The sequence below is a fragment of the Bradyrhizobium sp. KBS0727 genome (assembly GCF_005937885.2).
Taxonomy (GTDB): Bacteria; Pseudomonadota; Alphaproteobacteria; order Rhizobiales; family Xanthobacteraceae; genus Bradyrhizobium.
In genome coordinates, this window is sequence record NZ_CP042176.1 from 2,050,412 (window position 1) to 2,076,907 (window position 26,496).

Sequence of the window (26,496 nt, forward strand, 5' to 3'; positions counted from 1 at the left end):
TGCTAAACCCTTTCGATGTCGCGTTCGCCGAAGAGGCCGAATGGGCGGATCATCAGCACCACGATGATCATCGCAAAGCCCGCGACTTCCTTCATGCCGGAGCCGACATAACCGCCGGCGAGATTCTCGGTGATCCCGATCAGGAGCCCGCCGAGCCCGGAGCCGAGCACGGCGTCGAGGCCGCCCAGGATCGTGGCCGGAAACGCCTTCAGCCCGAGCTGGAACATCGCCGGCGAAAGATCATAGGACAGCGCAAAGAACACGCCGCCGATGCCGGCGATCACGGAGGAGGCAGCCCAGGCCAGCGCGTGCACCCGGGTGGCGCTGATGCCCATCAAGAGGGCGGTACGGTCGTCGGCGGCGACCGCGCGCATCGCGACGCCGATCTTGCTGTAGCGGAAGAACGCCCAGATCGCGGCGAGCAGCGCCAGAAGCGTGGCGATGACGGCGATCTGGCCGGTGCGCACGCCGACCCCGCCGATCCGCACGATGGTGCGGCCGACGCCGATATCCAGGTCGTGCGGGTAGGCATCCCAGATGAAATTGATCGACGAGCGCAGGATCACGGCTAGACCAATCGTCACCATGACGGTGGCAAAGACCGGCTCGCCCAGCATCGGCCGCATCACCAGCCGCTCGATCACGAGGCCGAGCACGACGGCGGCAAGGATGGCGCCGAGCGCTACCACGACCACGTTGCCGCTCACCGTGGTCGAGATGGTCCAGGCGATGTAGGCGGTGATCATGGTCATTTCGCCCTGTGCGAAATTGACGAGACCCGTCGATTTGTAGATCACCGCAAAGCCCATCGCGATCAGGCCGTAGATGGCGCCGATCGCAAGGCCGGATATCAGGAGCTGGGTCAGGTACTGCATCAGCCCTCCGCCTGGTAGATGATGGCGAGTTCGCGCGCGAACTTCTTCTCGATCAAGGCGCGGCGGACCTTCTGCGTGGCGGTCAGCTCGCCGTCGTCGTGATCGAGTTCCTTTTCCAGAATGGCGAAGCGGCGGATGTTCTCGACGCGCGCGAAACGCTTGTTGGTTTCGTTGACGACGCGCTCGACCAGTTCGTGCACCTCGGCAAGCTGCGACAGCGACTTGTAGTTGGTGTAGGGCAGGGCCTTGTCGCGGGCCCAGCGGCCGACATTGTCGAAGTCGACCTGGATGATCGCGCCGAGATATTTCTTGGCCTCGCCGACCACGATCGCTTCCTTGATGAATTCCGAGTCCTTGAGCGCGTTCTCGATCTCTGATGGTGCGACGTTCTTGCCGCCGGCCGTGATGATGATGGCCTTCTTGCGGTCGACCACCGTGATCTCGCCGTTATCCAGGACCTCGATGATATCGCCGGTGCGCAGCCATCCGCCGGGCTCCACCATGGCGGTCGAGGCCTTTTCATCGAGGAAATAGCCTTTGAAGACGCCGGGATTGCGCAGCAGGATCTCGCCGTCGCTGTCGAGCCTCCATTCGGTATCGGGCAGCGGCAGGCCGCAGCCGCCGAGCCGGTGATGGCTCCCGGTCTGGATGAAGGCGACGCCGCCGCTTTCGGTCAGTCCGTAGCCCTGCGAAACCCGGCGGCCGACGATGTCGAAGAAGCGCAGCGTCTCCGGCGAGATCGACGCGCCGGCGCAGAGACGGTGACGGCTGCGGGCAAAGCCGAGATGGCGCTGGATGTTGCGGAACAACACGAGATAAAGCAGTGCGTAGCTGAGGTGATCGAACCATGCCGCGGTTCCGGCCTGCCGCCGGTCCGACAGCTTGCGGCCCCAGGCAAGGCAGGCTTTGACAAAGCGCTGGCGCAGCCGGCCGCTTTCGCCGAGCCGGAACAGGAAGCCCTGCTGCAGTTTCTCGTAGATGCGGGGCACGCCGACGAAAAACGTCGGCGCAATCTCTCGAATGTTGAGCGCGACGGTGTCGATCGATTCCGCAAAACTGACGGTGCCGCCGAGCACCAGATGGGTGACCTCGCCATAACAGCGTTCGGCAACGTGGCACAGCGGCAGATAGCTCACGGCTTCGAACGGCTTGTCGGCGATCCCGACGGCTTCGGCGTAGATATAGGCGGCATAGACCAGGTTCCGGTGCGTCAGCATCGCGCCTTTGGGCGGACCCGTGGTGCCCGAGGTGTAGACCAGGATCGAGACATCGTCGGGCGAGGCTTGGGAAATCAGGCGGTCGAGGGTCGCGTTCGCCTCGGGGTTCTCGAGGGCGTAGGTTTGGCCGAGCTGGCACAGCTTCTCGAACGACATCAACTGCTGTTGCCGGTACTGCCGCAGGCCCTTGGTGTCGATGCACACGATGGCCTCGAGCGCCGGCAGGCCGTCATTGTTGGCGAGCGCGTCCAGCACCTTGTCGGTCTGTTCCTGATCGCCGGTGATCACGACCCGCGAGCCGGAGTGGCGGACGATGTATTGCAGTTCGACCCAGGGGTTGGTCGGATAGATACCGACCGCGACCGCGCCGATCATCTGGACGCCGAGATCGGCGTAAAACCATTCCGGCGTGTTCTCGCCGGCGATGGCGACGCGGTCACCCGGCTTGAGGCCGAGCGAAAGCAGGCCAAGCGCGACTGTGCGTGCGGTCTGGTAGTAATGGCTCCAGGAATAGGGATTCCAGATGCCGTAGTCCTTTTCGCGCAACGCCAGTTTGTCGCCGTGCATCAGAGCGCGCTGACGCAGCAGTTGTGGAATGGTGATCGCGGCGTTCTTCAGCGCCGTCTGCAGGGAATTAATGTCGGCCGCGGACGATGTCCGCGCCGAGCTGGATTGGAGCGGCGGATGTTCGGTGCGCGGGCTTTCGAGGACCGACATCACGCACCCACCTGGGTTGCGGATTCGGCGCGATGGCCGCCGAGATAGGCTTCGGCCACGGCCGGATCGCGCCGAACTTCGGCCGGCGCCCCCTCGGCGATCTTGCGGCCAAAATTCAGGACATGAACGCGGTCGGAGATGTCCATCACGATCCGCATCTCGTGCTCGATCATCAGGACGGTGATGCCGAGCTCGTCGCGGATATCGAGCACAAAGCGGGCGATGTCCTCGGTCTCCTCCTGGTTCATGCCCGAGACCATTTCATCGAGCAACAGCAGTTTCGGCTCGCAGGCCAGCGCCCGCGCCAGTTCGACGCGCTTTTGCTGGCCGTAGGACAGGGTGCCGACGATGGCGTCGCGGATATGCTCGATCTCGAGGAATTCGATGATCTCCTCGACCCGCTGCCGGGCTTCGATTTCCTCGCGCCGGGTGCGGCCGAAGAAGATCACGGCATCGAGCACGTTGGAGCGCAGATGGGTATGCCGGCCGGTCAGGATGTTCTCGACCACGGTGCTGTGCTTGAACAGCGCAAGATTCTGGAAAGTCCGCCCAATGCCCTTGGCGGCGAAGCGCGACGGCGAGACGGCGGCCATGTCGGTACCGTCGAACACGATGCGACCGCCGCTCGGCCGCAGCACGCCGGAGATCATGTTGAACAGAGTGGTCTTGCCGGCGCCGTTCGGGCCGATCACGCTGCAGATTTCGCCTGTATTCACCGCAAGGCTGACATCGGCGACCGCCTGCAGGCCGCCGAAACGCTTGCTGAGGTTCTCTATTCTGAGCAGGTCGGTCACGACAGCCACCGTTTGCGCCGCTTGTAATGCTTGACGTCGCGCAGGCTCTTGCGCCCGGAATTGGAGACGCCAAGATAGAATTCCTGCACGTCCTCATTGGCCGCGAGCTTCTTCGCGGAGCCGTCGAGGACGACGCGGCCGGTCTCCAGGATGTAGCCGTAGTCGACGATATCGAGCGCGCGCTGCGCGTTCTGCTCGACCAGCAGTACCGTCATCTTCATCTTGTCGCGCAGCTTGGCGATCACTTCATAGATGCGGTCGATGATCAGCGGCGCGAGGCCGAGCGACGGCTCGTCGAGCGCCAGCAGCACCGGATTGGTCATCAAGGCGCGCCCGATCGCCAGCATCTGCTGTTCGCCGCCGGACATGTAGCCCGCGATCTGGTCGCGGCGCTCGAACAGCCGTGGGAACAGTGCGAATACCTTTTCGCGGCGATCGCGCGCCTCGGCGGCGGTCCTGGTGTAGCCGCCCATCTGCAGGTTTTCGTCGATGGTCAGCGTCGGAAACACCCGGCGGCCCTCCGGCACCTGGACGATGCCGCGCCGTACCAGTTCATCGGGCGCGAGGTGATGCACGTCCTGGCCACGAAAACGGATCGCGCCGTTCTCGAGCACGCCTTCCTCGGTGTAGAGAATTCCCGACATCGCCTTCAAGAGCGTCGACTTGCCGGCGCCGTTGGAGCCGAGCAGGGCGACGATGCCGCCTTCGGGGACGGCTATGCTGACGTCGCGGATCGCCTCGATGGCGTTGTCATAGACGATGCGGATGTTGCGGAATTCGAGCAGGCACGACGGATCGGGCGCCGTCTTTGCGCCGCTGATTGTTGCCTGCGTCGGGATCGCTGTCGGCATCACGCGTGGCTCGACCGGGGCAGGCGCGGCCGCTGCGCAAGGATCGCATCGGTGACGATTTTCGCCGTTTCCGCGCAGGCCTGCGTGCCGCCATTGCCATATTGCTTCACGGCGTCGCCGACGCACCACAGTCCGTCAATGCCGGTCTCTCGCGGCAGGTCGTATCCGGCGCAGCTACGCTGGGCCGGCCAGTCGTCGCGCATCACCCGGATCGACAGGATTTTGGCCTGGGCAAAGTTCGGGAACTGCTCGCGCAGGTCCATTAGCGCCAGTTCGACCTCGGCATCGCCGTCGAAATCGCCGAGCGCCGGGATCGGCACCGCGTAAGCGACATAGAGATGCCAGCCTGGCGGCGCGAGCTCGGGGCAGGTCGCCGAGAGGTTTGCCATGTTGCAGAGCCGCCGCGTCTTGCCGAAGGTAACGATGCCGGGATGGGAGATCAGCGGCTCCCGGCTGGCGATATTGATAACGATGTTGGCCGCCGGCCGCAGGCCGGTCTGCACTTGCGCGACATAAGCGGGCGGGAAGGCGGCTTCGCCGCCGAGCGCCACGGTGGTCTTGGGGCCGGCATTGCTGATGACAAGGTTGGTCTCGATCCGCATCCTTTGGCCGTCGCGCAGGACGGTTACGCCATCGACGCGGCCATCGCTGCTGTGGATCTCGACCGCCGGTGTCGACAGCCAGACATCGCCGTTGCGCTTGATCGTGGTCGCTAGCGCGTTCCAGACGCCGATCGTGCCTTGCGGGCAAAAGCCGAAGCGTTTGAAGGCGCCTTTGCTGGTGAAGTAGGTCAGGAAGGCGCGCGCCGGCAGCTCGGCGGCGTTGCAGGCGAAGATCGCCGCGCACAGGTTGCGGAAGATCGCGTGCACGGACGCGTTGCTGGTGTAGGTCTTGAGCCAGTCCTCGGTCGATTGCCGACCATCGGGGAGGTTGCCGGAGCGGGCGTCGGCAAATTTCTCCAGGATGCGCGAGGCCTGTTTGGTCAGTTGTCCGAGCAGCAGCGACCAGCCGCCGCGGCCGACGTCGATCAGCTTGCCGTCGATGAAGAAGGAGCTGGCGGGTTCGGGCGTGCGGATATCGAGGGGAGCGCCGACGGTATTGAAGGTCTCCTCGAACACCCCGCCCAGTTCGATCGCGATGGCGCCGATATTGACGGTGAAACCGTCGATCTGCTCGGTCGAGGCGCGCCCGCCGATCCGGTCCTTGTCGTCGACAACGATGGTATGGAGCCCGGCATGGGCCAGCCGCGCGGCGGCGCAGAGCCCGCCGGCGCCGGCCCCGATCACGACAGCATCCGCTTGAACGACCGTCATTTCACCTCCCAAAGCGTGCTGCACGGTTGAGCCGGGCTGTCCTTGATTTAGATCATTGTATTATAATCCGACTGGCCGTTCAAACAATTTTTTGCGATAAGGGGAAGGTAGATTTCGACCCGGTGCGGCCGCCTTTTGGAAACGAAAGCTGCCCGGCCTGAATAAAGGCTGCTGAATCAGCTAAGCATGCCCTTGGGAACACGAGCTAAAGCTGAATTGAAGCGGACGACATGCCATGGCGCGAACACGCTCTGAGAATTACGACGGTATCCACCTGGGTATCCTGACCAATGCCGCCAGGCTGTTTTCGGCCCAGGGCTATATGCGAGCCTCGATCGCCGACCTTGCGGACGCCTGCAAGCTGTCGCGCGGCGCGCTCTATCACTACTTCGACTCCAAGGAAGCGATCCTGTTCGCAATCCTGGATGCGCATATTCGGGAAATGATCGAGCACGTCGAAACCGCCGTGGCCGCCGGCGGCCCGACGCTGACGCAGTTTCAGAACGTCATTCGCGCGATTGTCGAGGTCAATGCCAAATCGCCGCACGAACAGCGTGTTCTGATTCATGATTTGTCGTTTCTGAACGCGGACGAGCAGCAGACCATCAAGGATCTCGAACGGCAACTGGTCGATATCGTCACCGATCTTCTGCTGAGGCTCGACGCCGAAGGCCGGATCGTCAAGCGCACAAAGAAGATCTATACGATGATCCTGTTCGGTATCATCAACTTCACCTACACCTGGTACGATCCCAAGGGAGCGATCGGTCCGCAGGAATTCGCCGACACGGCGGTCGAATTGTTCCTGAACGGGTTCGCGCCGAGCGATGCCGCAAAGCCCATGGCGACGAACCGACGCGAGAAGGTTTAGCATCATAAGAAACTTCGCCGAAGGCTTCGATGGCGAAATGCTTTGCCGGCGACATGGCGATGAAGCGGACGAGCGACGCGGTCGGCGCCGCCGAATGCCCCGGGAACGAAGTCCAGAGGACGATCCATCGCACCTGTCGGCGCGGCCGCCATCTGACGTGCTAATTCCGGGCCGCTGCCGCAAACAGCAGCGCTTTCGCCAAGGCGGAAGGCGACCAATGCTTTCGCCGGGTGCGGTCGTCTCGCCGTTCCCACGGCAACCCATTCTCCAACCTCGATATTTCAGGGCCGCGAGATCCGCGGCACGAAGTTTGCTTTGTTGATCTTGCCGGAACAACTTGAGGAGCAGAGGGATGAGATGGATCGTCCTTTGCCTGGGTATTTTCGGTTACCTGGGCGCAGGTGCGAGTACGAGTGCGCGCGACTTGGGACAGTGGGACGCCGTCGATCCCGCGGTCAAGCAATGGTATCAGGCCCTGATGCAGCCCGACGTTCCCAACGCGTCATGCTGCGGCGAAGCCGATGCCTATTGGGCCGATGAAATCCATGTCAGGGACGGGAAGACCTACGCGATCGTGACCGACGATCGGCCGGATGAGCCGCGTGGCCGGCCCCACGTCGACATCGGAACGGAAATTGAAATTCCCGACAACAAGCTCAAATGGGACAAATCGAATCCGACCGGGCACGGCATCGTATTCCTGAGCCGTACCCGGTATGTGTTCTGTTACGTTCAGCCCGGTGGCGTCTGACGTCACGTCGCGACCGTCGTTGTGGATCATCCGGTCGGGATATGCGCGCAGGTGCTCGGCCGCGGCCGCGCGCCCCGCTTGTCGATCGGGACGTTGCAGTTGTCGATCCGTTGCTCGTCCATCCATTTTCGGCCGAGTCGCTCCTTGCCGGTCAGCGATGGCGACGTGCTGATCGGCGCGACCTGACCCGGACGCGTGTCTTGCGCAGCCGTTGCTGACGTCAAACCGACGACGACCAACGTGCCGAGTAATCCACCGTACAAAGCTCGCATGACGGCCTCGCAAACCATCGTTTAGAACACGGCTCCAATAGTAGCGTTTGATTAAACGACGGTGGGATTTGCGCGGCCACCCGAAACCTGGAATTTGCCGGTCAGGGCGGCGCGTCCTTTGGCGGAAGCACAGGCGGGGGCAACGCCGAAAATTCGATGTTGCCGGATTCGCCTGTCAGAAACGACAGATCGAGCGGCCCGCCGCCGGTCGGATCGCCGCCGGGCGCCGCTGCGGGGCGAAGCTTCGTGACATCGGATGGGCCTTCGGGCGCGGCCTGTCCGGTGCCGGTGCCGTAATCGGCCGCGCGACCGCCTTGCGGATGGCCCTTCAGGATTTCATCGCGCGCGGCCTCCACCCTGGCGGCCAGCGTCGGCGAATAGGGTAGCCGGTAGGCGCGCGGCTGACCGCTCGGAATATTGGCGGCGTCGAGTTCCTCGACCCAGACATGCACCGCGCCGGGATCCCGATCAAGCGGGTTCGGATCGACCACCCGCGCCCAGAGAAGTTGAAACTGCGGCGGCAAGGGAGCACCCGCCGACCATCCGGGCAGGCCCTCGATGCGGAAGAACGCCACGCAATAAAAAACGCTGGTGACGACAACGGCGGCGACCTTGAGCGGCCAGGGCGCGCGAACGCGCAGCACGACCACAAGCAGCAGCGCCGCCAGCACGACATAGGCGACCGACAGACCGACGATTTGCGACTGCAGTCCCATCCTCGTCAGCCCGCGTTGCGGCGTGGATTGCGCAATGTCTGCAGCAGTGATTTTTCGCGGCTGTTGACATCGGTAACCGTGCCGCTGCCATCGATCGCGAAGCGAACGGCGGTTCGCTCGGTCCCGGCGCTTTGCAGCATGATGGTGTCGTAGTAGACGACCTGAACGGTCGGATTGAGTTTCTCGACCTTCACCGAGACCGGGACGGGTTCATGGCCCATGGCGATGAAGTGGTAGACGTTGACGGTGTATTCGCCGGCGACGATACCGCGAATGCTGACCGTTTCCTGGCGGATCGGCGACAGCACCTTGCGCCCGTTGACCAGGATGAAGTCGTTGGCGCCGCCGCGATCGTCGCGGTCGAGCAGCATGAAACCGGCCTCGCGCCGGCGGTACCAGACCATATTGCCGATCGGATCCTGCACGAACATATCAAAATCGTCCGGGTGCTGGTCGGGCCAGCTCATCGTCACGAGGAATTCGGCCTTGCTGTCGACTTTGCCGTCCCGGGCCTCGGGCGCAATCGCCAGCAGCGCAATGAAAAACAGGAACGCCAGCACCTGCAGCGCCTTGAACAGCATGACCGCGAACGGGTCGAACGGCTCTTCCTGCGGCATCAGTCCGAATTCGTCGATCATTCCGCAGCCTCTGGCCGGTCTTCAAGCACTGAGACGACGCGGACTTCGGTCAGGCCGACGGCATAGGCGAACAACTTCGCGGTCGCGTCGTCGAGCATGTAGTACTGGATCCTGACCAGGATCGAGCCGACGAGGCCCGCAAGCGTGGTGTACATCGCGACCGCCATGCCGTCGCTCATCAGGTTCATCGATGATCTGATGGTGCTGCGATCGCCTGGGTCCATGCCGGCAATCGGCGCCAGCATCATGATGAATCCGATGATGGTGCCGAGCAGGCCGAGCTTCATCAGCGTATCGCTGGCGAAGGCGCCGAACTGGTTGGAGCCGCGCAGCCGTCCTGCAAGTCCGCGCAGCAGCAGGGTCTGATCGATGCGCCGCGGTCCCTGCAGCCGGGCCTTGACCGCCAGATCATGAATGTGTTCGGCGACAAGACCACGCGGGAGTTTGCCGGCGCCTTCGACGACAACGGCGTCGCCGTCGATATGAAGCGGACCTGATCCTGCCTCGATCAGGGCGCCACCGCGCCGTGCCGCGTCGCCCTCGCGCGAGATCGCGACCGTGCGCCACAGGCAGTGTAATGACGCCGCCACGTAGAGCAAGCCGATGATGGATGAGATGTAGGTGCGATCGCTCGCGACCATCTGCCGTATCAATCCGAAGCGCCACAGCAGAATGAACGCAAAAATGCAAAGGCCGGTAAACACCAGCCATCGCAGCAGCGGACTACGGTCACCGAAGGAATCAATATCCGCGTTCGTCGTTGGCATTCTTGCACCTCGACATCGGACAGGAGACCGAGCGTTCCACATACCGTTGAGGCAGGCAAACCGAATCCGTTGCAACATCCATTCAAAAATATGTCGAGTGCGAGCACTTCCACGCTCCGCGTGCCTTTGTCGCGCGCAACCTTGTCCAAGAGAGAACTAACTTTGTCCAAGAGAGAAATTTCGGTTGCCTTGCCTTCATCCGGCGTACTTGCGCAGCGTCTGGGGTGGCCCTACGTTCGACGCCGGTGCGGACCTCGCGCCAAACTACTTGGGAGACTCTCAATGACCTGGAAAACTCCGAAGGTTGTCGAAGTGCCGGTGGGCATGGAAATCAACATGTACGCCTGCGCAGCGCGCAAGTAGACAGCATCAAGGCGATCTGCCCGGCTCCGACAGCGGTCTGCTGCTCCGAGCCGGGCAGGCGTGCGCTTCGCCTTACGCGATGGCGCTGAGGCTACCGGAGTTGTTTCGAAGGCTTGCTACGAAGAAGCACTGTTCCGCGCCGCGGTCTGCAACGATCCCAGAAACCGCCACCGAATGTCTTCCGCCAGATCGGCTCCGATCAGCGGCTGCGATGGCTCGCGACCTTGCTCCGGATTGTGCTAGGCTGCCTTCCGGTCAGCGCTGCTGTCGCTTCTGTCCGCTGCTTGGCTCTGGTGTGAATGTCTATTTGCGCAAAAACGATCAGGGCCGCCATCCTGTGCTTCGCCGCGCTGGTTCCGGCCGGCGTTCGGGCCGAGGGCATCGATACCGAGCATATCTTCGGCTTCATGATCGGCACCGACGTCGGTAGTGTCGGCGAGCGCGAGTTTCAAACCGAGACGACCGGACGGTTCGGCAAAAACGGCGGAACTTACCGGGCGGGCGGCCAGCAAGTCGAACTGGAGTTCGTGCCCGTCAAGGATTTCCGTATCGAGCTGGGAAGCACGTTTTCCGCGCACGATATCAACGGCGTTCCGGGGTTTGACGATCGCCGCCAACTGGGATGGCAAGGAGTGTCGGTGGATTTTCGCTACCGGTTTCTCGACCGGGAAACGGCTCCGCTCGGCCTGACCGTGGCGGTCGAACCCCACGCCGATCGGCTCGATGAATCCACAGCCGCGGCGGTTCGCAAATATGGCACGGACCTCACCTTGGCCTTCGACCGGGAGATTGTTCCCAACGTCGTGGTCGCGGCGCTCAATCTGATCTATCAGCCGGAGTGGACCCGCTTTGTCGGGACGGGAGCCGCCGAGCAGGAATCCACAGTCGGCGCCTCGTTCGGCGTGATGGCGCAGTTGCGTCCGGGATTTCTCCTCGGTGGCGAGGCGCGATACTTACGGAAATATGAGGGAATAGGCCTGGAAGAATTTTCCGGCCAGGCGCTGTTCATAGGCCCGACAGCGTATTTCCAGTTGTCGGAACGCTCCCGGCTGACCGCAAGCTGGAGTGTCCAGGCATGGGGGCGTCCGGCCGGATCGGGAGCTTCCCTCGATCTCGTTAATTTCGAGCGGCATCAGGCCCGACTGGTGTTCGGGATCAACTTCTAAAGCCTTGTCGGCGCTGCCTGATTCAGGGGCGGGCGCACCCCGCATTTTCACGGTGGTGTGAAACCTCGACCTCTCGGCTACGTATTTGTGCGTGTTATGTTTTTGACGAATCAATCCGAGGCAAATCATTCCGAGGCAAATTGATCTGAAGGATGTCAGGCATGAATCCGATCGACCTGATTGTGACGGTATGTGCGGTGCTGTCTCCAACCACCTGCGAGGACACCCATCTGGTGTTTTCCTACAGTGGCTCATTGACGCAATGCGTCATCGCCGCGCCGCCCTACATCGCACAATGGGTCGGCGACCATCCGAAGTGGACCGCGGTCAAATGGCGTTGCGAATATCCGCACACCAATGACAAAGCGGATGCCGGATCGCGAACTCACGCAGGCTGAAGCGGGGTCGCTCCAGCCGGGCTATTTGTTCTACGGGTTATTTGTTGCAGTCCTTCAGGTCCTTGTCCGAAATCGAGAACACCGCATCTGCCTTGATTTCAATATCGCGCACCAGGCATTGCCGTGAGTCCCGGTAGCTGACCTTGGCATCGTAGCGGCCCGGTTCTACACCGGTGATGCGCAGCCGTTCGTCGTGGTCGACTTCCTTGTCCCTGTCATTCAGGGTCTGGTTGGGTCCCCAGTCGGTTTTTCCGGCGGGCGATAGCTGAAAACCTGAAATGGTCGCGGTGGTCAGGTTCCACAACCGGATGCCTTTTCCCTTGCCCTGCGCAGCGAGCTGGCCCGGCAAAGAAATCGCAAAGCAAATCGTGAAGCCAATCGACAAGACAGCGACGACGTTCCACGCGCGCGACATGGTAGCCTCCTCAGAGATCTGAACCGCTTCCGCGATCGTCTTCTTTTCAGAACGACGATCATAGCATAGCTTGCGGCTTTGGCAGTCGGAGAATGGCCATGACGTTTGCCGGATCGATCGGACGTAGTATCGGCGCGCTGGCTGCGCTGATGTCAGCGGTCGTCATGACGCGCGCCGACGACAACGACTATCCCACATCTGCTCGCTCCGAATATGTGTTCGGCTGCATGAAGGCGAATGGCGAAACACGACAGGCGATCGAGCAATGTTCTTGTTCGATCGATGTCGTCGCATCGCTCGTGCCCTATGAGCGCTACGTCACCGCGGAGACCGTCCTGAGCATGTCCCAGGTCAGGGGCAATCTTGGCGGCCAGTTCCGTACATCCGAGCAGGCGGCAAGCGCGCTCAATGATCTCAGGCGCGCCCAGGCCGAAGCCGAAGTCAGGTGCTTCTGAGGCGCGGCATCGCTGCAATCCGTCCTGCGTGGCGCCGATCGATGTCAGATGCCTGAAGCGTCGATATTCCATTCGCGCTGGAACACGTGGCCTTCGGTATCTCTGGCCTCGGCACGAAAGCGCTTGGCGCCGTTCGAAGCATAGGTGAAGCGGATATTGGGATCTTCCGAGATTGAAATCCCGCCTTCCATCGTCAGCACCGGGCTGTCGTCCTGCCAGAGCCGTAATTCGTTGACGAAGAACGCGGGGATATAAAGCTGCGTGACCTGGTCCATCTGCAGACCGGAATTGTTGGGATGGCCGATCATGATCTGGGCTTCGCGGGCGCCGCTGGTCGGACCTTCGCCGGGTTTTGCGAATTGCCGGTAGCGCATCTGGCCTAGCCGGCTGTTGGCTTCTTCGGCATTCTTGGCGGCAGGCGCGGAGCAGCCGCCGGACGCCTTGACGTAGGTCTTCGTCACATAGAGCTTGCCGTCGCTGAGCTCGGCCACCGCGTGAACGTCGCCATAATTGTTGACGCGCACGCGCGTCGATATTTCCGACACCCGGGCGCCGGGACCGAGCTCGAACTTCGCCGCCATCGGTGCAGGGTTCTGGTCGATGACCAGCGTAATGCTCACGATGCGGCGGCTATCGCCTGGCGAAAGCTTGGTTTTCAAGGTGACGGGAACGATCGCCGCATCCTCGGCGCGGTACGGCATCTCGATCGCAATCACGTCGTTGCCGTCGTTCATCAGGCGGTTGTTGAAGATATCCTGAACTAGGCCGGGCCACGGATCATAGGTTTCCGATGTTGCCGCGGGCGCCTGCTGCGCGCCGAACACAAGCAGGCCGGCGATGCAGAGCAGGCGCAAATGAGTTCCGGGCATGGTCGGACCCTTCGCGAATATGGAAGCAACAACGCCAATATACGGCATTGCGTTTCCTATTCCCATTCAATTTCGGAGAATGCTGCGGTTGCGTTGCGTGCGTTGTAGTCGTCGAACAGTTCCCATCGCGACCGCTCGGAAGCCGCCGCGCTATTGGCGGCAGCCGTAATCGGCTTGCCGCCGGCGACCAGCGCGCGAACGTCCGACGCCAGCGTCTGGAGATAACGGTGCTCGTCGGCAAGCGCCTTCGGCCATGCGCTCACAGCTCCGTGACCGGGAACCACGCGCTGCGCGGGCAGGGTGGCAAGTTCGTCGATGACGGCGAGATACCCGCGAATGCTGCCGTCCATCACGGGGATGTGGGTGAGAAACACCAGGTCGCCCGCGAACAGTGTTCCGGTCTGCTCGTCCAACAAAGTGAGATCGCTGTCGCTGTGCGCCGTCGGCCACGCCCGCAGCAGCAGGGTCCGCGAGCCGAGGTCGAGCTTGAGTGTGCCGTCGACCAGAAGCGTCGGAGGTACGATCCGCACCGGATCGATCAATTCGTCGCCCATGATGCGGCGGAAAGCGTCGATGTAAAACGACCCGCGCGTCGCCAGTGCCCGCGGCAGGTTCTTGTGGCCGACGAATGCGGTTCCATCGGCCACAAAGGCGGCGTTGCCGAAAACGTGGTCGGGATGGCCATGGGTATTGATAACGTACCGGATCGGCCTGTCGGTGCGCGCGCGAATGGCTGCGAGCAGCCGCTCGCCTTCGCGAACGCTGCCGCCGGTATCGATCACCGCGACCGCGTCGTTGCCGATGACAAATCCGATGTTGGCGATGTCGCCCTCGTTCTCGCGCGTCATCAGCGCGATCTCGCCGTCATGCACGAATACGCCGGGAGCGATCTCGCGGACCGGTAACGCGGCTTGCGGCGCCTGCGCCAACGTCGATGACCAAAGCATCGCCAGCGAAGCGAGGATCAACACGCAGCGAACCATGGTTTTGCCTCCGTGCCACCATGAAGCGATATCGACGTTCCGTGTTCCGTCGCCGTGATTGGTTTGCGTCGCAACAGACGATGCAAATTTTCGCGAGGATTATTCCTGTTGCACGCCCCAATTGGGAAGCATAGCATTTTGAGTGTCTGCGGCTCACCCGAACTTCGGTTCGTTGCGATCGCCGACGCCGATGGATGGTTCGCAACATGGTGGGCGTGACGTGCAACAGCTTTCGATGACAAATGCCGGACGACATCACTGGCTGTTGGTTTCACTGGTTGTCGCCGCCGCTATCCTCCTCGGTCGCGGTGCGGCGCTCGCGCAGATCAACGAAACCGGCGATCTGTCGATCGAGCTGGTCGATCCCAAGGTTCTGCGCGTCTGTGCCGATCCGCGCAATCTGCCGTTCTCGAACGAGAAGGGCGAGGGCTTCGAGAACAAGCTCGCCGAATTGTTTGCGGAGAAGCTGCAGAAGAAGCTCGACTACATGTACTTTCCGCAGGCGACCGGCTTCGTCCGGATGACGCTTGGCGCCCATCGTTGCGATGTCATCATGGGCTTTCCGCAGGGCGACGAACTGGTCCAGGGTACCAATCCCTATTACCGCACGGCCTATGCGCTGGTTGCCAAGCCGGGCAGCGGCCTCGTCGAAGTCAACACGCTGGATGACGAACGCCTCAAGGGCAAGCATATCGGGATCGTCGCCGGCACGCCGCCCGCCACCAACATGGCGGCCAACGGTTTGATGATGAATGCGAAACCCTATCCTCTGATGATAGATACGCGGTTCGACTCGTCGGCGGAGGCGATGATCGGCGATCTGGTGTCAGGTACGATCGATGCCGGGATTCTGTGGGGGCCGATGGCGGGCTTTTATGCCAAGCGGGCCAGCCCACCGCTGCACGTCACGCCGCTTGTCAAGGAAACGACGGGACCTCGATTGGCCTTTCGCATTGGCATGGGGGTGCGACCCGCCGACCAGAACTGGAAGCGGCTGCTCAATCGCCTGATCCAGGAAAATCAGCCGGCGATCAACAAGATACTGCTCGACTTCGGCGTTCCGCTGCTCGACGAGAACGACCGGCCGATCGGTTCGGAGACCGCTACAAAACTGCCATGATGAGGGTACTCGCAGGCCTGGTCCTCGCGACGGTCGGATCGACGGTTCCGGCCCGTGCGCAGGAGCGCGCTCCCGAACCCGAACAATACCGTACCGAGAACTACCGCGCGCCGGTGCCCGCGACGCTCGCCGGCGGGCGCGCTCTGACCACGGCCGAAGCCGAGACGATCTGGCGCGCAAAGACCGGCATCTTCATCGACGTGTTGCCGCGCGCGCCCAGGCCGCCAAATCTTCCCGAGGGCACGGTCTGGCGCGACAAGCCACGGCTCAGCATTCCCGGCAGTGTATGGCTGCCGGATACCGGTTACGGGAAGTTGTCGGTCGCGACCGAGGACTATCTGAAGCAGGGAATAAAACGCTCTTCCGGCGGCAACGACGCCGTGCTGCTCGTGATCTACTGCCAGGCCGATTGCTGGATGTCCTGGAATGCGGCCAAGCGAATCCTGTCGTACGGCTATCGCAATGTGGCATGGTACCCGGAAGGCACCGACGGCTGGGAATTCGCCGGCCTGCCGCTGGCGGAGTCGCAACCGGAGCCACGGGCGGCGGAGGACACGCCGGCGCCGCGGTGATCGTCGCGGCCGGGCTTCGCTATTCCATTTCTTGCTGAATCGTGCGGCCAAGCGCAAACAGCCGCTGGTCGATCGCCGTCGGTACCTCGCAGACGAATTTGACCACGCGCCGGCGATCCTCGAAAATTCGGGTCTCCCAGACCAATTGGTTGCCGAGCTCCTCGACCTTGGCCTGATCAGGCTTCGGCGTATCCTGCAGCGCCTGCAGTGCAAGTGTATCGGCGCGAATTTTGTCCGCGGCCTCGCGCTGCTTGCGCATCACCCGCTCGAGCCCGTTCATGACCGACGAGCGTTGCGCATTGAGGGTATCGAACAGGCCGGCGAACAGCAGTTTGCCCTGGGTCGCCTTGTCGGCCGCAGCAGCGGTCAGATATTCCGTGACGGCCTTTTGGGCCTCGTCGAGCGGCAGCCGCCGCGCGGCCAGTTTCGTCACCAGCGCACTCACCTTGGCATCGTCCTTCCATCTGTCCTGGACATCGTCGAGCGGCGCGCCAGCCCAGACCGCTGCGAGCGATATCTCCGGCACCTTGGCCTGGGCACACGGCCAATCCGGGTAACGCGGATCTGCGGCCATGCAGACGTCAGCCGACATCAACCTCGCAAGCAACGCGGCGATTGCGACACCGATTGGGATTCGCCGTCTCATGTCTCGCCTCCGGCAGGTCCGCGGCGCACCAGGCCGCGCGATGGATCGTAGGCGTAGATCGCCCCTAGCATGAAGGCCGCGCTGCAGCCGCCCACCACCGCCAGCGAAATCCAGTTGGTCTGTCCGTATAGCGCAAAGCGTATCAGTTCGACCGCATGGGTAAACGGGTTGAACAGGCAGACGTAGTAGAGCAGGGGGCTACCTTCCTGAACCCGCCACAGCGGATAAAGCGCGGAGGAAGCAAAGAACATCGGAAAGATCACGAAGTTCATCACCCCGGCAAAATTCTCCAATTGCTTGATGCCGGACGAGATCAGCATGCCGAGCGCGCCGAGCATCAGGCCCGACAGCACCAGCGCCGGCAGCACCGTGAGATAGCCTGTTGGCGGCGGGGCTATGTCCCAGAACCACGCAATCAGCAGGAAGGCGTAGACCTGGAGCAGCGAGACCGCGACACCGGCGAGCAGCTTGCAGAACAGCAGATAGCCGCGCGGCAGCGGGCTCACCAGCAAGGTGCGCATGTTGCCCATCTCGCGGTCATAGACCATCGAAAGCGAGGATTGCATGCCGTTGAACAGCTGGATCATCGCCATCAGTCCGGGCGCGATATAGACCTCGTAGAGGATGTAGGTCTCGTATGGCGGGATGATGGAGATGCCGAGCACCTGGCGAAAGCCGGCGGCAAAGATGAAAAGCCACACCAGTGGCCGCACCAGCGCCGAGATGAAGCGTTCGCGCTGGTGCAGGAAGCGCAGCGCTTCGCGCCACACGATGCCGTTCAGGCAGGTGAGATATTCCGCAAACGAGAAGCCACGTTCGACAGGGCGGACGGTCGTGGAGCTCATGGCGCCGGGCTCCCGGTTGACGCCGCGGCGCCGGTGAGGCGCATGAAAGCGGCGTTGACGTTATCGGCGCCGGTTTCGGCAATGACGCGCGCGACCGGACCTTGCGCAAGGATTCGTCCTTGATGGAGGACCACCAGGTCATCGCCGGCGGCAATCTCGTCGAACAGATGCGTGGCCCACAGCACGCCGATGCCTTGCTCGGTGACGAGTTGCCGGACGTGGCTGAGGATATCGGCCCGGGCCTTGACGTCGAGCCCGACGGTAGCTTCGTCGAGCAGCAGCAGGCGGGGCCGGTGCAGCAAGGCGCGGGCGATTTCCAGCCGCCGCATCTGGCCCCCGGAAAGGTCGCGCACCTTGCTGCCGGCGCGATCGGTCAGCCCGATGCGCGTCAGCACCTCGCCGCTGCGCGCGCGTGCGTCGCGCCGGCCGATGCCGTGCAACGCTGCGTGATAGAGCAGGTTTTGCATCACCGAGAGGTCGAGATCGAGCGTTCGTGGCTGGAATACGACGCCGAGCAGCCTCAGCGCTTCGCCTGGCGCCAGCCCGATGTCATGGCCGAAAATGCCGATGTGGCCCGCCTGAATTCCGAGCAACCGCGTCACCAAAGCGAACAGCGTGCTCTTGCCCGCGCCGTTGAGGCCGAGCAGTGCGGTGAAGCTCGCGGGCGCAACGGAAAAATCGATGTCGATGAGGGCGCGTCGGGATCCATAGCTGTGGTTGAGGCCGCTGATCGACAGCGCTTGTGTCCCGGCCGCGTGAGCGGGAGCTGGGATGTCCTGCACATTCTGACCAGTGGGTGCAACTGAGGTCGTCATGGCTGCGCCATCGTGATGCCCCAGGGCAGCTCGCCGACCTGAATGGTCTTGATGACCTTTTGCGCGGCAACGTCGATCACCGAGACGTCGTTCGATACGCCGTTGGTCACCAGCAAATATTTTTCCTCCGGCGTGAACGCCATGTGCCAGACCCGCTGGCCGACCAGGAGATATTTCTTCACCGCATGGCTGGCGCCGTCAACGACGGCGATGCGGTTGGCCGGGCCGAGCGCGATAAAGGCGGTTTTGCCGTCCTTGGTCATGCCGATGCCGACAGGCTGGATCGCCTCGCGCCGCAGGCCCGGAATCTCGAAGGTTATCTTCGCGGTCACCGCCTGTTTGGCGGGGTCGATCACCGACACGGTGCCGCCGATCTCCGACGACACCCACAGCTCGGAACCGTCACGCTTGAATTCGGCAAAGCGCGGCCGCGAATCGACCAGTACATTGGCGACGACCTGGCGCGTCGCGGTGTCGATGAAATGCGCCATGTTGGTGGTTTCCGACGTGTTGATCAGGGTTTTGCCGTCCGGGCTGATCGCCATCCCCTCGGGCTCGACGCCGACCTGGATGTCGCCGAGGCGCACGCGCTTCTCGAGATCGATGATCGTCACCGTATTGTCATTCTCGTTGGCGACATAGAGGGTTTTGCCGGTGGCATCCTGGGTGAACAGTTCGGGGTCGGGGCCGGAGGGCAAGGAGTCCACCACTTGCTGGGTCCTGGTGTCGATGACCTCGATCTTGTCGTCGTCGCCGACCGCGACCAGCACGAACTTGCCGTCCCGCGTGAACTCGATGCCGCGCGGCCGCTGGCCGACCTTGATGGTCTTGGTCACGGTCCAGCTATCGGTGTCGATGACCGAGACGGTATTGCTCTTCTCGTTCGACACATAGGCCATGAAGGCATGCGCGGGCGAGGCGGCCGCGAGCGCCGCCACCATTGCCGGGAGCAGACAACCACGCCACATGCGGAACCTCTCTGTTGTCAGTGCAGCTTGCATTTGGTTTCCGGGCGATCGACGCCGAGCGTATCCAGTTCCGAGACCTGATGCAGAAAACCTTCCTGCGGCGAAACCGAGACCACCATGCGACCATCGACCAGCAGGATCGGCTGGCGAAGCTGCAAATTCCAGTCGCGCAGCGTCAGCCGCTGTCCCTTGAAGGCCGCGACCGAAAAATCCGGTCCCTTCAGGAAGTCGAATACCGTTTTGGCGTCGCCGGAGTTGGTGCGCGACGTCGCCTCGCCGAGCATGCGCACCGCCGTCCACGCCTGCATGTCCAGCGCGGTCATATGTCGTGAATTCAGTTTCATGAACCGGTTTTGCATCTGCACCGCGCCCCATTGATCCTGCGCGGCATCCCAGCTGGCCGGCACCAGGCCCGCCGAGCCCGCGACCGGTCGCGGGTCCCAGGTGCGATAGGGCAGATAGGATGCGAACACTTCGCTTTCATCGGCGGCGACGAGAACGTCGTAGGCCGGCGCAGCTTGCGTGAACACCGGCATCTGACGCTGGATCAGGGTCACGCCGCTGTCGGTGCGGCGGGCGCCGCCAGTGTCCTCGAATATCCGCTCCTGGACGATCTTGGCGCCAAAGCGCGAGGCGGCGCGTCGCAGCGCGTCGGCATAGAGCTTGTCCTGGTCGTGTGAGCCCGCCACCAGCAACCAGCGCTTCCACTGCTTCCACACCAGATACTGGGCCAGTGCGTCCGCGAGCATCGAGCGCGTCGGCGCGACATGGACGATGTTGGCGCGGCAATCCGTTTCGCGCAGGCGATCGTCGATCGATCCGGCGTTCAAGAGCACGGTTCCGCGCTCGCGCACCGCATCGGCGGCTTTCAGCAGTTGGTCGGCGGGCAGGTCGGCAATGATGAAGCCGTTGCGGCCGGCAAGTGCCGTCGCTGCCTTGGCGGCGTCGTCGCCGTCCTTCAACCGAACCTCTTCCAGTGTAAAATGCTGATTGAGGAATTTGCCGGTGGTGTTGTTGTCCTCGATGGCGAGCCGCGCTCCCGCCACGCCGTCATTCTCGGCCAGCTGTTCGACCAGCGAGAGTTTTGCCTTGACGCCGGCGTGGCCGAGATAGCCGATGCCGATCTCGATGGGCTCAGCCCCGAGCACAGGAGTAGCCACGACGCAGAAGCCGATCGCAGCGACCAACCATCGGATCATGGTTCCTCCCGATACACCTCGTCGATTGACGGAGAGGCGCTTGACGGGAAACATGACCGAATTCTCGCAGCTTGCAACCCCACCTTGGTCGCCATGCGTCGTGAGTTCGAAAGATCACGCTTTCGAGAGCGCTGTCATCGTCGCGGAATTGAAGCGCGGTCGGTGCGCGCGCCGCGATCGCTTCAACCGAATTCAAGCCTTCAGGCGCGTGGCGTGCCAGCGCAGGTGATCGCCCATGAAGGTGGAGATGAAGTAGTAGCTGTGATCGTAACCGGCCTGGCGGCGCAAGGAGAGGGGGATGCTGGCTTTGTCGCAGGCGGCCTGCAGCAATTCGGGGCGAAGCTGTTCGGCGAGAAACGGATCGGCGTCGCCGTAATCCACCAGCAGATCCCCGAATCTGGCGCCGTCCTCGATCAGCGCCACCGCATCGTGCTGCCGCCATGCCTGCTTGTCGTTGCCGAGATAACCGCCCAGCGCTTTGATCCCCCAGGGTACACGCGACGGTGCCACGATCGGCGCAAAGGCGCTGGCGGCGCGGTAGTGGTCGGGATGGCGCAAGGCGGCGGTGAGCGCGCCGTGACCGCCCATGGAATGGCCGAGGATGGATTGCCGTTGGGTATCGACCGGGAAGTGCGCGGCAACCAGTTCCGGCAACTCCGCCGTGACGTAACTCCACATGCGATAATGGCGGTCAAAAGGCGCCTGCGTTGCATCGACATAGAAGCCGGCGCCGAGCCCGAAATCGTAGGCTTTGGCCGGATCGCCGGGCACGCCTTCACCGCGCGGGCTGGTGTCGGGCGCAACGAAGATCAAACCGAGATCTGCGCAGGCGCCGCGGAATTCGCCTTTTTCGGTGACGTTGGCGTGGGTGCAGGTCAGTCCCGACAGATACCAGACCACCGGAAGCTTCGCGCCGTCGGGGTGCGGCGGCACGTAAACCGAAAAAACCATGTCGGTCCCGGTCTCGCGACTGGCATGCTTGTAGACGCCTTGCGTGCCGCCATACGATCGGTTGAGCGAAACGGTCTGCATGGTCACGCCTTTGAGTTCAAGCCCTTGGGGTCCACGCTTTCGACGTCATGCGCTTCAGGCGACGCCGCTCTCGATCGCGAACCGGACCAGCTCGACCGAGGTCCGAACACCAAGCTTCTGGCGCATGATCGAGGATGTATTAGCGACCGTCTTGTAGGAGGAGTGAACGAGCCAGGCGACCTCGGAGAGACTTTTGCCGGCGCTGAGCAGGCGCAATATCTCCATTTCGCGCGTAGTCAGTTTCGAAAGCGGGCTTTGGGCAAAACCCGGACCGGCGAACGCAATGCTCCGTGCCATCGCGGGCGGCAGATATTCTCCGCCCTTTCCGACTTCATGGATGGCCTCGACGAGGTCGTGGGGATCGCCGGTCTTCGAAACGTAGCCCTTGGCGCCGATCTCGATCGCGCGGGCGGCGAATACCGGATCGTCGTTCATGCTGAACATGATGATGCGTGCGGAGGCATCGCGGACCAGAATGCGCCGCGCCAGCTCGAAGCCCGACACGGTCGGCAGGTTGATGTCGATCACGCAGATGTCGGGACGCTCCGTGTCGAAGACCCGCTCGCCGCTCTCGGCGTCGCAGGCTTCCAGCAACACGACGGCGGGTTCGTCGGCGAGAACGGCACGGCAGCCCGATGCGACGATCGGATGGTCATCTACGATCAGAATGCGCATGGCATTGCTCTCCGATGCATCCCGTTGCTGCACCGCATCAGTTGCACGAGCGCCGGTGTCAGGCTTGCCTTCAACCGATTGTGCAACCCAAGCGATGTTGCTGTACGCTTCCATTAGATGGCCGCCTCATCGTCTGTCAACGTTCCTCTTGGTGAGGAACCGGATGCAACGCGGCCGCGGACAAACGTCATGTGGCAGAAATTATCCCTGCGTGCCCGGATCAATTTGCTTCTTGCATTCGTCCTTGCGCTCGGTCTGGCCATCAACATTGCGCGGCTGGTGGTCGAGGCGACGCCCCGTGTGCAGGCCGAAGATCAAAGCGTGATCCGGCTGGCGCGCGAGTTTGTCGAAACGATCGTCGCCGGCCTGAATGAAGCGCCGGACCCTGAGGCGCGGCTGAACCAGATCGTGCGCGACCTGAGCCGGCTCCGTCATGTCAGCATTGCGCGGCAGGATGATGCGGCCGGGATCTCCGGGCCATCCGCCCGTTCCGATGACGATGCCGTTGCCCGCTCGCCGCCGGCGTGGTTCGTTGCCCTGGTTCACCCGGAGAAAACCTCCGTGAGCGTGCCGATCACGATCCGAGGCAAGCCGCAAGCGCTTGTAATCACCTCGCATCCCGATGACGAGATGGCCGAGATCTGGGATGGCATCGTGACCCAGCTTGAGGTCGGTTCCGCCATCGCCGCGGCGCTCTTTCTGATCACGATGGCGGTCGTCGGCCGTGCGTTGGCACCACTCAAGGCGCTTTTGCAAGCCATGACGGATATCGAAGCCGGGCGTTACGGCACCCGCGTGACGCCAGGAGGCGCACCCGAGTTGGCGGCGATCTGTACCAGGTTGAACCACCTTGCGGCAACTCTAGGCGATGCCGTCGAGGAAAAGCGGCGTCTCGCCGAGCGGACGGTCTCGCTCCAGGATGTCGAGCGCAAGGAGATTGCCCGCGAACTGCATGATGAGTTCGGGCCCTATCTTTTTGCGTTACGCGCGCATGCCGGCGCGCTGATGCGGCTATCAGAAGTCGGCGTGCCGGATGCGAACGCGCTACGAAAGCACGGCGCTGCGATCCTGGAGCAGGTCAATGCGCTTCAGCAGTTCAACCGCCGGATTTTGGAGCGGCTTCGGCCCGTGGGACTCGCGGAGCTGGGGCTTCGCGAGGCGCTTGGCGCCTTGCTGCGTCTTTGGGGTGAATCGCATCCCGACATGGACATCGAAACGACGATCTCGCCCGCGCTCGGCGAGACCGGAGAAACCGCGGAGTTGACCATCTACCGCGTCATTCAGGAAGCCTTGACCAACGTCTTCCGCCATGCCGGGGCGACCTCCGTCAATGTCAGCGTCGAGCCGGCCGAACAGCCGACGGGGTTGCGTGCAGATTGCGGCTTCGCGCGCGTGCGCATCTGCGACAACGGCAGCGGAATGAAGCCGGATCACAAGCTCGGCTTCGGCCTGACCGGGATGCGCGAGCGGATATTGGCGCTGGGGGGCACACTCACGATAGCGTCCGACGCGGGCGGCGTGACGGTGGAAGCGCTTGTTCCCAACGGTTCGCGCGCGTGAAACCGTCCTGCCAATCCCGCTTGCGCGGCAACGCTTCGGGAATTTTTCCCGCGACGCGTCGGGAAAGATGGTCGGCTCGAATCCGGACCTTTTGCAGGTAGCGCAATCCCGGCATCGCATTAGGATCATCGACAACCCGACCGGCGGTCACAACGGCCTGCGCGGGCGTGGGGATGACGCGGATGGGCACTCGGCCCCTTGTGATTGCTTCGATGTCGATATGCCTGCTTCCCGGCACCGAGCAGGCTTTTGCGCAAAGTGCGCCCGGCGAAGCTCAGACGTTGCCGCCGATCGTGGTGTCGGCACCGGCATCGAGCGCCAAACGGGGCCCCAGCCAGCAAGCCGCGCGCACGGCGCGGAAGCCCTCCCGCGTCGTCTATGTGTACTCGACCACGCCGGCCGCGGGCTCGGGCTCCAGCATTGACGTCGACAAGATTGCCGCAAGCGTCAATTTCGTCGACGCGACGCGCATTGCCCGCACCGGATCGCTGAATATCACCGACGCGCTGTTGCAACAGGTGCCGGGCGTCAGCATCAGCGAGGTGGCCGGCAATCCGTTTCAGCCCAACGTGGAATTCCGCGGCTTCGTTGCGTCACCGGTGGCCGGGACGCCGCAGGGGCTGGCGGTCTACCAGAACGGGGTGCGCGTCAACGAGGCGTTCGGCGACACCGTCAACTGGGACTTGATTCCGACTTCTGCGATCAGGTCGGTCAGCGTTGTGACCAATAATCCGGCCTTCGGGCTCAATGCCCTTGGCGGGGCGGTCAACGTGCAGATGAAGGACGGCTTCAACTATCATGGCGCCGAGGTCGACACGATGGGCGGCTCGTTCGGCCGGATCCAGAGTTCGGCGCAATGGGGCAAGCAGATAGACGACAATTTTGCCGTCTATGGCGCCCTCGAAGGATTGCACGATAACGGATTTCGAAATTTTTCGGGCTCTGACGTGCGCCGCTTCTACGGCGATGTCGGCTACAGGAACGAAAACAGCGAGTTTCATCTCAATTTGGGCGTCGCCGACAACAAGTTCGGCGCGGCCACCACCACGCCGGTTGAATTGCTGCAGCAATATTGGGGCGCCACCTACACCACGCCGCAGACCACCAATAACCGCGTCGGCTATGTCAATTTAACGGGAAAGGTCGAGGCCACGCCGACCTGGACCATCGAAGGCTCGGCCCATGTGCGGCAGTTCGACCAGAAGGCGGTCGATGGCAATCCGACCGGTACCCAGCCATGCGCGACTGACGCGACCCTGCTTTGCTTCGGCAATGACACGACGCCAGCGAACGGCCTGAACGGGGCTCAACTTGCCAATCCCTTCGATCCCACAGCCGTACTTGGCGAAATCGACCGAACGACGACCCGATCGACGACCGGCGGGTTCTCGCTGCAGGCCACCAACAACGATCAGCTGTTCGGGCACGACAATCATTTTGTGGTCGGAACCAGCTTCGACTACAGCGTGACCCGCTTTTCGGCCAGCGCCGAGATCGGCACGGTGGGCACTAACTACGTCGTCAGCGGCAGCGGAATCTTTCTCGGGCAGTCCGGCGATCCGGTGTCGATCGGCCCCGTCGCGCTGCGTACCACCAACCAGTACAGCGGGCTTTACGCGCTCGATACGTTCGACGTCACCAAAGCCTTCTCGGTCACGGCCGGCGGGCGGTTCAATAACGCGCAAATCGCGCTTGAAGATCAGATCGGCACTGCGTTGAACGGCAAGGAGACCTTCAACCGGTTCAATCCGATCATCGGCGCCACCTACAAGGTCACGCCTGACGTGACGGCCTATGCCGGTTATTCCGAGGCCAATCGCGCGCCGACGCCGCTGGAACTGGGCTGTGCCGATCCGGCCCACCCCTGCATCATCGCGGCGTTTCTGGTCTCCGATCCGCCGTTGAAGCAGGTGGTATCCCGCACGGTGGAGGCCGGCCTGCGGGGTTCGCATCAGCTCAACATCGGAACGCTTGGGTGGAAGCTCGGCGCCTTCCGCGCCACCAACACCGACGACATCCTGGCGATCCCGAGCCCAGCGCTGCAGGGATTCGGTTATTTCCAGAACGTCGGTTCGACCCGCCGCCAGGGCATCGAGGCCCAGGTCAATCTGCAATCGAAGGCGTTGCAGCTCTATGCCAGCTACGCCCTCGTGGACGCGCGCTTCCTCGATGCACTTGAGGTCGGCTCCAACAGCCCGTTTGCCGACGCCAACGGCAACGTCCAGATTCTGCCCGGCAACCGGATTCCGGCGATCCCGCGCAACCGCATCAAGGCCGGTTTCGACTATTCGATCACCGAGGCCCTCAAGGTCGGCGGCGACGCGCTGTTCGTCAGCGATCAGTATTTCGTCGGCGACGAGTCCAATCAGGCGCAGCGGCTGCCGTCCTACACGGTTTTCAATGCCCATGCCTCGTATCAGATCGACAAGACGTTCCAGATTTACGGGCGCGTCGACAATATTTTCGACAACCGATATGCGACCTACGGCACCTTCTTCGATACCGGAGCGGTTCCCAACTTTACCAACGGTGGCGCGCCGTTCGCGGATCCGCGTTCAGTGAGTCCGGCGCGGCCGCGCGCCTTCTATGCAGGGTTAAAGGCGACGTTCTAGCGCCGCTGCAAGCCGGAATTC

At 62.7% G+C, this 26,496-nt stretch carries 29 protein-coding genes; 10 read left to right on the plus strand and 19 right to left on the minus strand.

From position 1 onward, the window contains the following. Window positions 1–2 precede the first annotated feature (2 nt). The 5 genes from FFI89_RS09410 to FFI89_RS09430 are packed head-to-tail and all read right to left on the minus strand — an operon-like array spanning window position 3 to window position 5,767. On the minus strand, window positions 3–875 hold the full coding sequence (locus FFI89_RS09410) for a branched-chain amino acid ABC transporter permease (protein WP_138834946.1): 873 nt from the start codon (window positions 873–875) through the stop codon (window positions 3–5). Further along, window positions 875–2,809, minus strand: coding sequence for a long-chain fatty acid--CoA ligase (locus tag FFI89_RS09415; protein ID WP_138834948.1), 1,935 nt, complete (start codon window positions 2,807–2,809; stop codon window positions 875–877). Before FFI89_RS09415 ends, FFI89_RS09410 begins: the two co-directional genes overlap by 1 nt. After that, window positions 2,809–3,603: an ABC transporter ATP-binding protein gene (locus FFI89_RS09420; protein WP_138834950.1), complete on the minus strand. Its 795-nt coding sequence runs from the start codon at window positions 3,601–3,603 to the stop codon at window positions 2,809–2,811. The genes FFI89_RS09415 and FFI89_RS09420 overlap by 1 nt, the downstream gene beginning before the upstream one ends. Next, window positions 3,600–4,454 (minus strand): ABC transporter ATP-binding protein, encoded by an 855-nt coding sequence (locus tag FFI89_RS09425; protein WP_210249098.1) that lies wholly within the window; start codon window positions 4,452–4,454, stop codon window positions 3,600–3,602. The genes FFI89_RS09420 and FFI89_RS09425 overlap by 4 nt, the downstream gene beginning before the upstream one ends. Further along, the gene (locus FFI89_RS09430) at window positions 4,454–5,767 is read right to left on the minus strand and encodes an NAD(P)/FAD-dependent oxidoreductase (protein WP_138834952.1); all 1,314 of its coding nucleotides are present in this window, start codon (window positions 5,765–5,767) and stop codon (window positions 4,454–4,456) included. The genes FFI89_RS09425 and FFI89_RS09430 overlap by 1 nt, the downstream gene beginning before the upstream one ends. A 235-nt stretch (window positions 5,768–6,002) precedes the next feature. On the opposite strand from FFI89_RS09430, the gene FFI89_RS09435 reads away from it, so the two are divergent. Beyond that, entirely contained in the window at window positions 6,003–6,638 is a 636-nt protein-coding gene (locus FFI89_RS09435; protein ID WP_138834954.1) for a TetR/AcrR family transcriptional regulator, read from the plus strand. Window positions 6,639–6,990: 352 nt separating this feature from the next. After that, on the plus strand, window positions 6,991–7,389 hold the full coding sequence (locus FFI89_RS09440; protein ID WP_138834956.1) for a hypothetical protein: 399 nt from the start codon (window positions 6,991–6,993) through the stop codon (window positions 7,387–7,389). 26 nt (window positions 7,390–7,415) lie between these two features. On the opposite strand, the gene FFI89_RS09445 is transcribed toward FFI89_RS09440, so the two are convergent. The 4 genes from FFI89_RS09445 to FFI89_RS09460 form a co-directional block, all read right to left on the minus strand. Beyond that, complete coding sequence (locus FFI89_RS09445; protein WP_138834958.1) at window positions 7,416–7,661, minus strand: hypothetical protein; 246 nt, start codon at window positions 7,659–7,661, stop codon at window positions 7,416–7,418. Between the two features lie 101 nt (window positions 7,662–7,762). Continuing rightward, window positions 7,763–8,377, minus strand: coding sequence for a hypothetical protein (locus FFI89_RS09450; protein WP_138834960.1), 615 nt, complete (start codon window positions 8,375–8,377; stop codon window positions 7,763–7,765). Between the two features lie 5 nt (window positions 8,378–8,382). Then, entirely contained in the window at window positions 8,383–9,015 is a 633-nt protein-coding gene (locus FFI89_RS09455; protein WP_138834961.1) for a hypothetical protein, read from the minus strand. Next, window positions 9,012–9,782, minus strand: coding sequence for a MotA/TolQ/ExbB proton channel family protein (locus tag FFI89_RS09460; protein ID WP_138834963.1), 771 nt, complete (start codon window positions 9,780–9,782; stop codon window positions 9,012–9,014). Before FFI89_RS09460 ends, FFI89_RS09455 begins: the two co-directional genes overlap by 4 nt. Window positions 9,783–10,064: 282 nt before the next feature. On the opposite strand from FFI89_RS09460, the gene pqqA reads away from it, so the two are divergent. The 3 genes from pqqA (at window position 10,065) to FFI89_RS09475 (ending at window position 11,709) form a co-directional block, all read left to right on the plus strand. Continuing rightward, window positions 10,065–10,145, plus strand: a complete 81-nt coding sequence (pqqA, locus tag FFI89_RS09465) for a pyrroloquinoline quinone precursor peptide PqqA (RefSeq protein WP_074817761.1) — start codon at window positions 10,065–10,067, stop codon at window positions 10,143–10,145. A 407-nt stretch (window positions 10,146–10,552) separates the two neighbouring features. Further along, the gene (locus tag FFI89_RS09470; protein WP_246669400.1) at window positions 10,553–11,311 is read left to right on the plus strand and encodes a hypothetical protein; all 759 of its coding nucleotides are present in this window, start codon (window positions 10,553–10,555) and stop codon (window positions 11,309–11,311) included. A 161-nt stretch (window positions 11,312–11,472) separates the two neighbouring features. Next, on the plus strand, window positions 11,473–11,709 hold the full coding sequence (locus FFI89_RS09475; protein ID WP_138834967.1) for a hypothetical protein: 237 nt from the start codon (window positions 11,473–11,475) through the stop codon (window positions 11,707–11,709). A 37-nt stretch (window positions 11,710–11,746) separates the two neighbouring features. On the opposite strand, the gene FFI89_RS09480 is transcribed toward FFI89_RS09475, so the two are convergent. After that, window positions 11,747–12,124, minus strand: coding sequence for a hypothetical protein (locus tag FFI89_RS09480; RefSeq protein ID WP_168212845.1), 378 nt, complete (start codon window positions 12,122–12,124; stop codon window positions 11,747–11,749). Window positions 12,125–12,273: 149 nt separating this feature from the next. Between FFI89_RS09480 and FFI89_RS09485 the strand changes: the two genes are divergently transcribed. Continuing rightward, window positions 12,274–12,579 (plus strand): hypothetical protein, encoded by a 306-nt coding sequence (locus FFI89_RS09485; RefSeq protein WP_246669491.1) that lies wholly within the window; start codon window positions 12,274–12,276, stop codon window positions 12,577–12,579. Between the two features lie 44 nt (window positions 12,580–12,623). Here FFI89_RS09485 and FFI89_RS09490 read toward each other — a convergent pair whose 3' ends face one another. Together FFI89_RS09490 and FFI89_RS09495 are read right to left on the minus strand one after the other, a co-directional pair. Beyond that, window positions 12,624–13,448: a quinoprotein dehydrogenase-associated SoxYZ-like carrier gene (locus FFI89_RS09490; RefSeq protein ID WP_138834971.1), complete on the minus strand. Its 825-nt coding sequence runs from the start codon at window positions 13,446–13,448 to the stop codon at window positions 12,624–12,626. Window positions 13,449–13,504: 56 nt separating this feature from the next. Continuing rightward, window positions 13,505–14,431 (minus strand): quinoprotein relay system zinc metallohydrolase 2, encoded by a 927-nt coding sequence (locus FFI89_RS09495; protein ID WP_138834973.1) that lies wholly within the window; start codon window positions 14,429–14,431, stop codon window positions 13,505–13,507. A 235-nt stretch (window positions 14,432–14,666) separates the two neighbouring features. On the opposite strand from FFI89_RS09495, the gene FFI89_RS09500 reads away from it, so the two are divergent. After that, window positions 14,667–15,551, plus strand: a complete 885-nt coding sequence (locus FFI89_RS09500; protein WP_138834975.1) for a substrate-binding domain-containing protein — start codon at window positions 14,667–14,669, stop codon at window positions 15,549–15,551. Next, window positions 15,551–16,123: a PQQ-dependent catabolism-associated CXXCW motif protein gene (locus tag FFI89_RS09505; RefSeq protein WP_371722505.1), complete on the plus strand. Its 573-nt coding sequence runs from the start codon at window positions 15,551–15,553 to the stop codon at window positions 16,121–16,123. The genes FFI89_RS09500 and FFI89_RS09505 overlap by 1 nt, the downstream gene beginning before the upstream one ends. Before the next feature lie 19 nt (window positions 16,124–16,142). Here FFI89_RS09505 and FFI89_RS09510 read toward each other — a convergent pair whose 3' ends face one another. From FFI89_RS09510 to FFI89_RS09540, 7 genes are all read right to left on the minus strand, one after another. After that, window positions 16,143–16,715 carry a hypothetical protein gene (locus FFI89_RS09510; RefSeq protein ID WP_138836235.1) on the minus strand — a complete coding sequence of 191 codons (573 nt, stop codon included), beginning with the start codon at window positions 16,713–16,715 and terminating at the stop codon, window positions 16,143–16,145. Between the two features lie 50 nt (window positions 16,716–16,765). After that, window positions 16,766–17,614, minus strand: a complete 849-nt coding sequence (locus tag FFI89_RS09515; protein ID WP_138834978.1) for an ABC transporter permease — start codon at window positions 17,612–17,614, stop codon at window positions 16,766–16,768. Continuing rightward, window positions 17,611–18,429 carry an ABC transporter ATP-binding protein gene (locus FFI89_RS09520; RefSeq protein ID WP_138834980.1) on the minus strand — a complete coding sequence of 273 codons (819 nt, stop codon included), beginning with the start codon at window positions 18,427–18,429 and terminating at the stop codon, window positions 17,611–17,613. The genes FFI89_RS09515 and FFI89_RS09520 overlap by 4 nt, the downstream gene beginning before the upstream one ends. After that, a complete protein-coding gene (locus tag FFI89_RS09525; protein WP_246669401.1) occupies window positions 18,426–19,397 on the minus strand; it encodes a YVTN family beta-propeller repeat protein in 972 nt (323 codons plus the stop codon). Before FFI89_RS09525 ends, FFI89_RS09520 begins: the two co-directional genes overlap by 4 nt. A 17-nt stretch (window positions 19,398–19,414) precedes the next feature. Next, window positions 19,415–20,596, minus strand: a complete 1,182-nt coding sequence (locus FFI89_RS09530; RefSeq protein WP_138834984.1) for an ABC transporter substrate-binding protein — start codon at window positions 20,594–20,596, stop codon at window positions 19,415–19,417. 192 nt (window positions 20,597–20,788) lie between these two features. Next, window positions 20,789–21,634 (minus strand): S-formylglutathione hydrolase, encoded by an 846-nt coding sequence (gene fghA, locus FFI89_RS09535; protein ID WP_138834986.1) that lies wholly within the window; start codon window positions 21,632–21,634, stop codon window positions 20,789–20,791. Between the two features lie 48 nt (window positions 21,635–21,682). Further along, complete coding sequence (locus FFI89_RS09540) at window positions 21,683–22,303, minus strand: response regulator transcription factor (RefSeq protein ID WP_138834988.1); 621 nt, start codon at window positions 22,301–22,303, stop codon at window positions 21,683–21,685. A 189-nt stretch (window positions 22,304–22,492) separates the two neighbouring features. Between FFI89_RS09540 and FFI89_RS09545 the strand changes: the two genes are divergently transcribed. Beyond that, entirely contained in the window at window positions 22,493–23,863 is a 1,371-nt protein-coding gene (locus tag FFI89_RS09545; protein WP_138834990.1) for a histidine kinase, read from the plus strand. A 182-nt stretch (window positions 23,864–24,045) separates the two neighbouring features. Continuing rightward, window positions 24,046–26,475, plus strand: coding sequence for a TonB-dependent receptor (locus FFI89_RS09550; RefSeq protein WP_138834992.1), 2,430 nt, complete (start codon window positions 24,046–24,048; stop codon window positions 26,473–26,475). Window positions 26,476–26,496 lie beyond the last annotated feature (21 nt).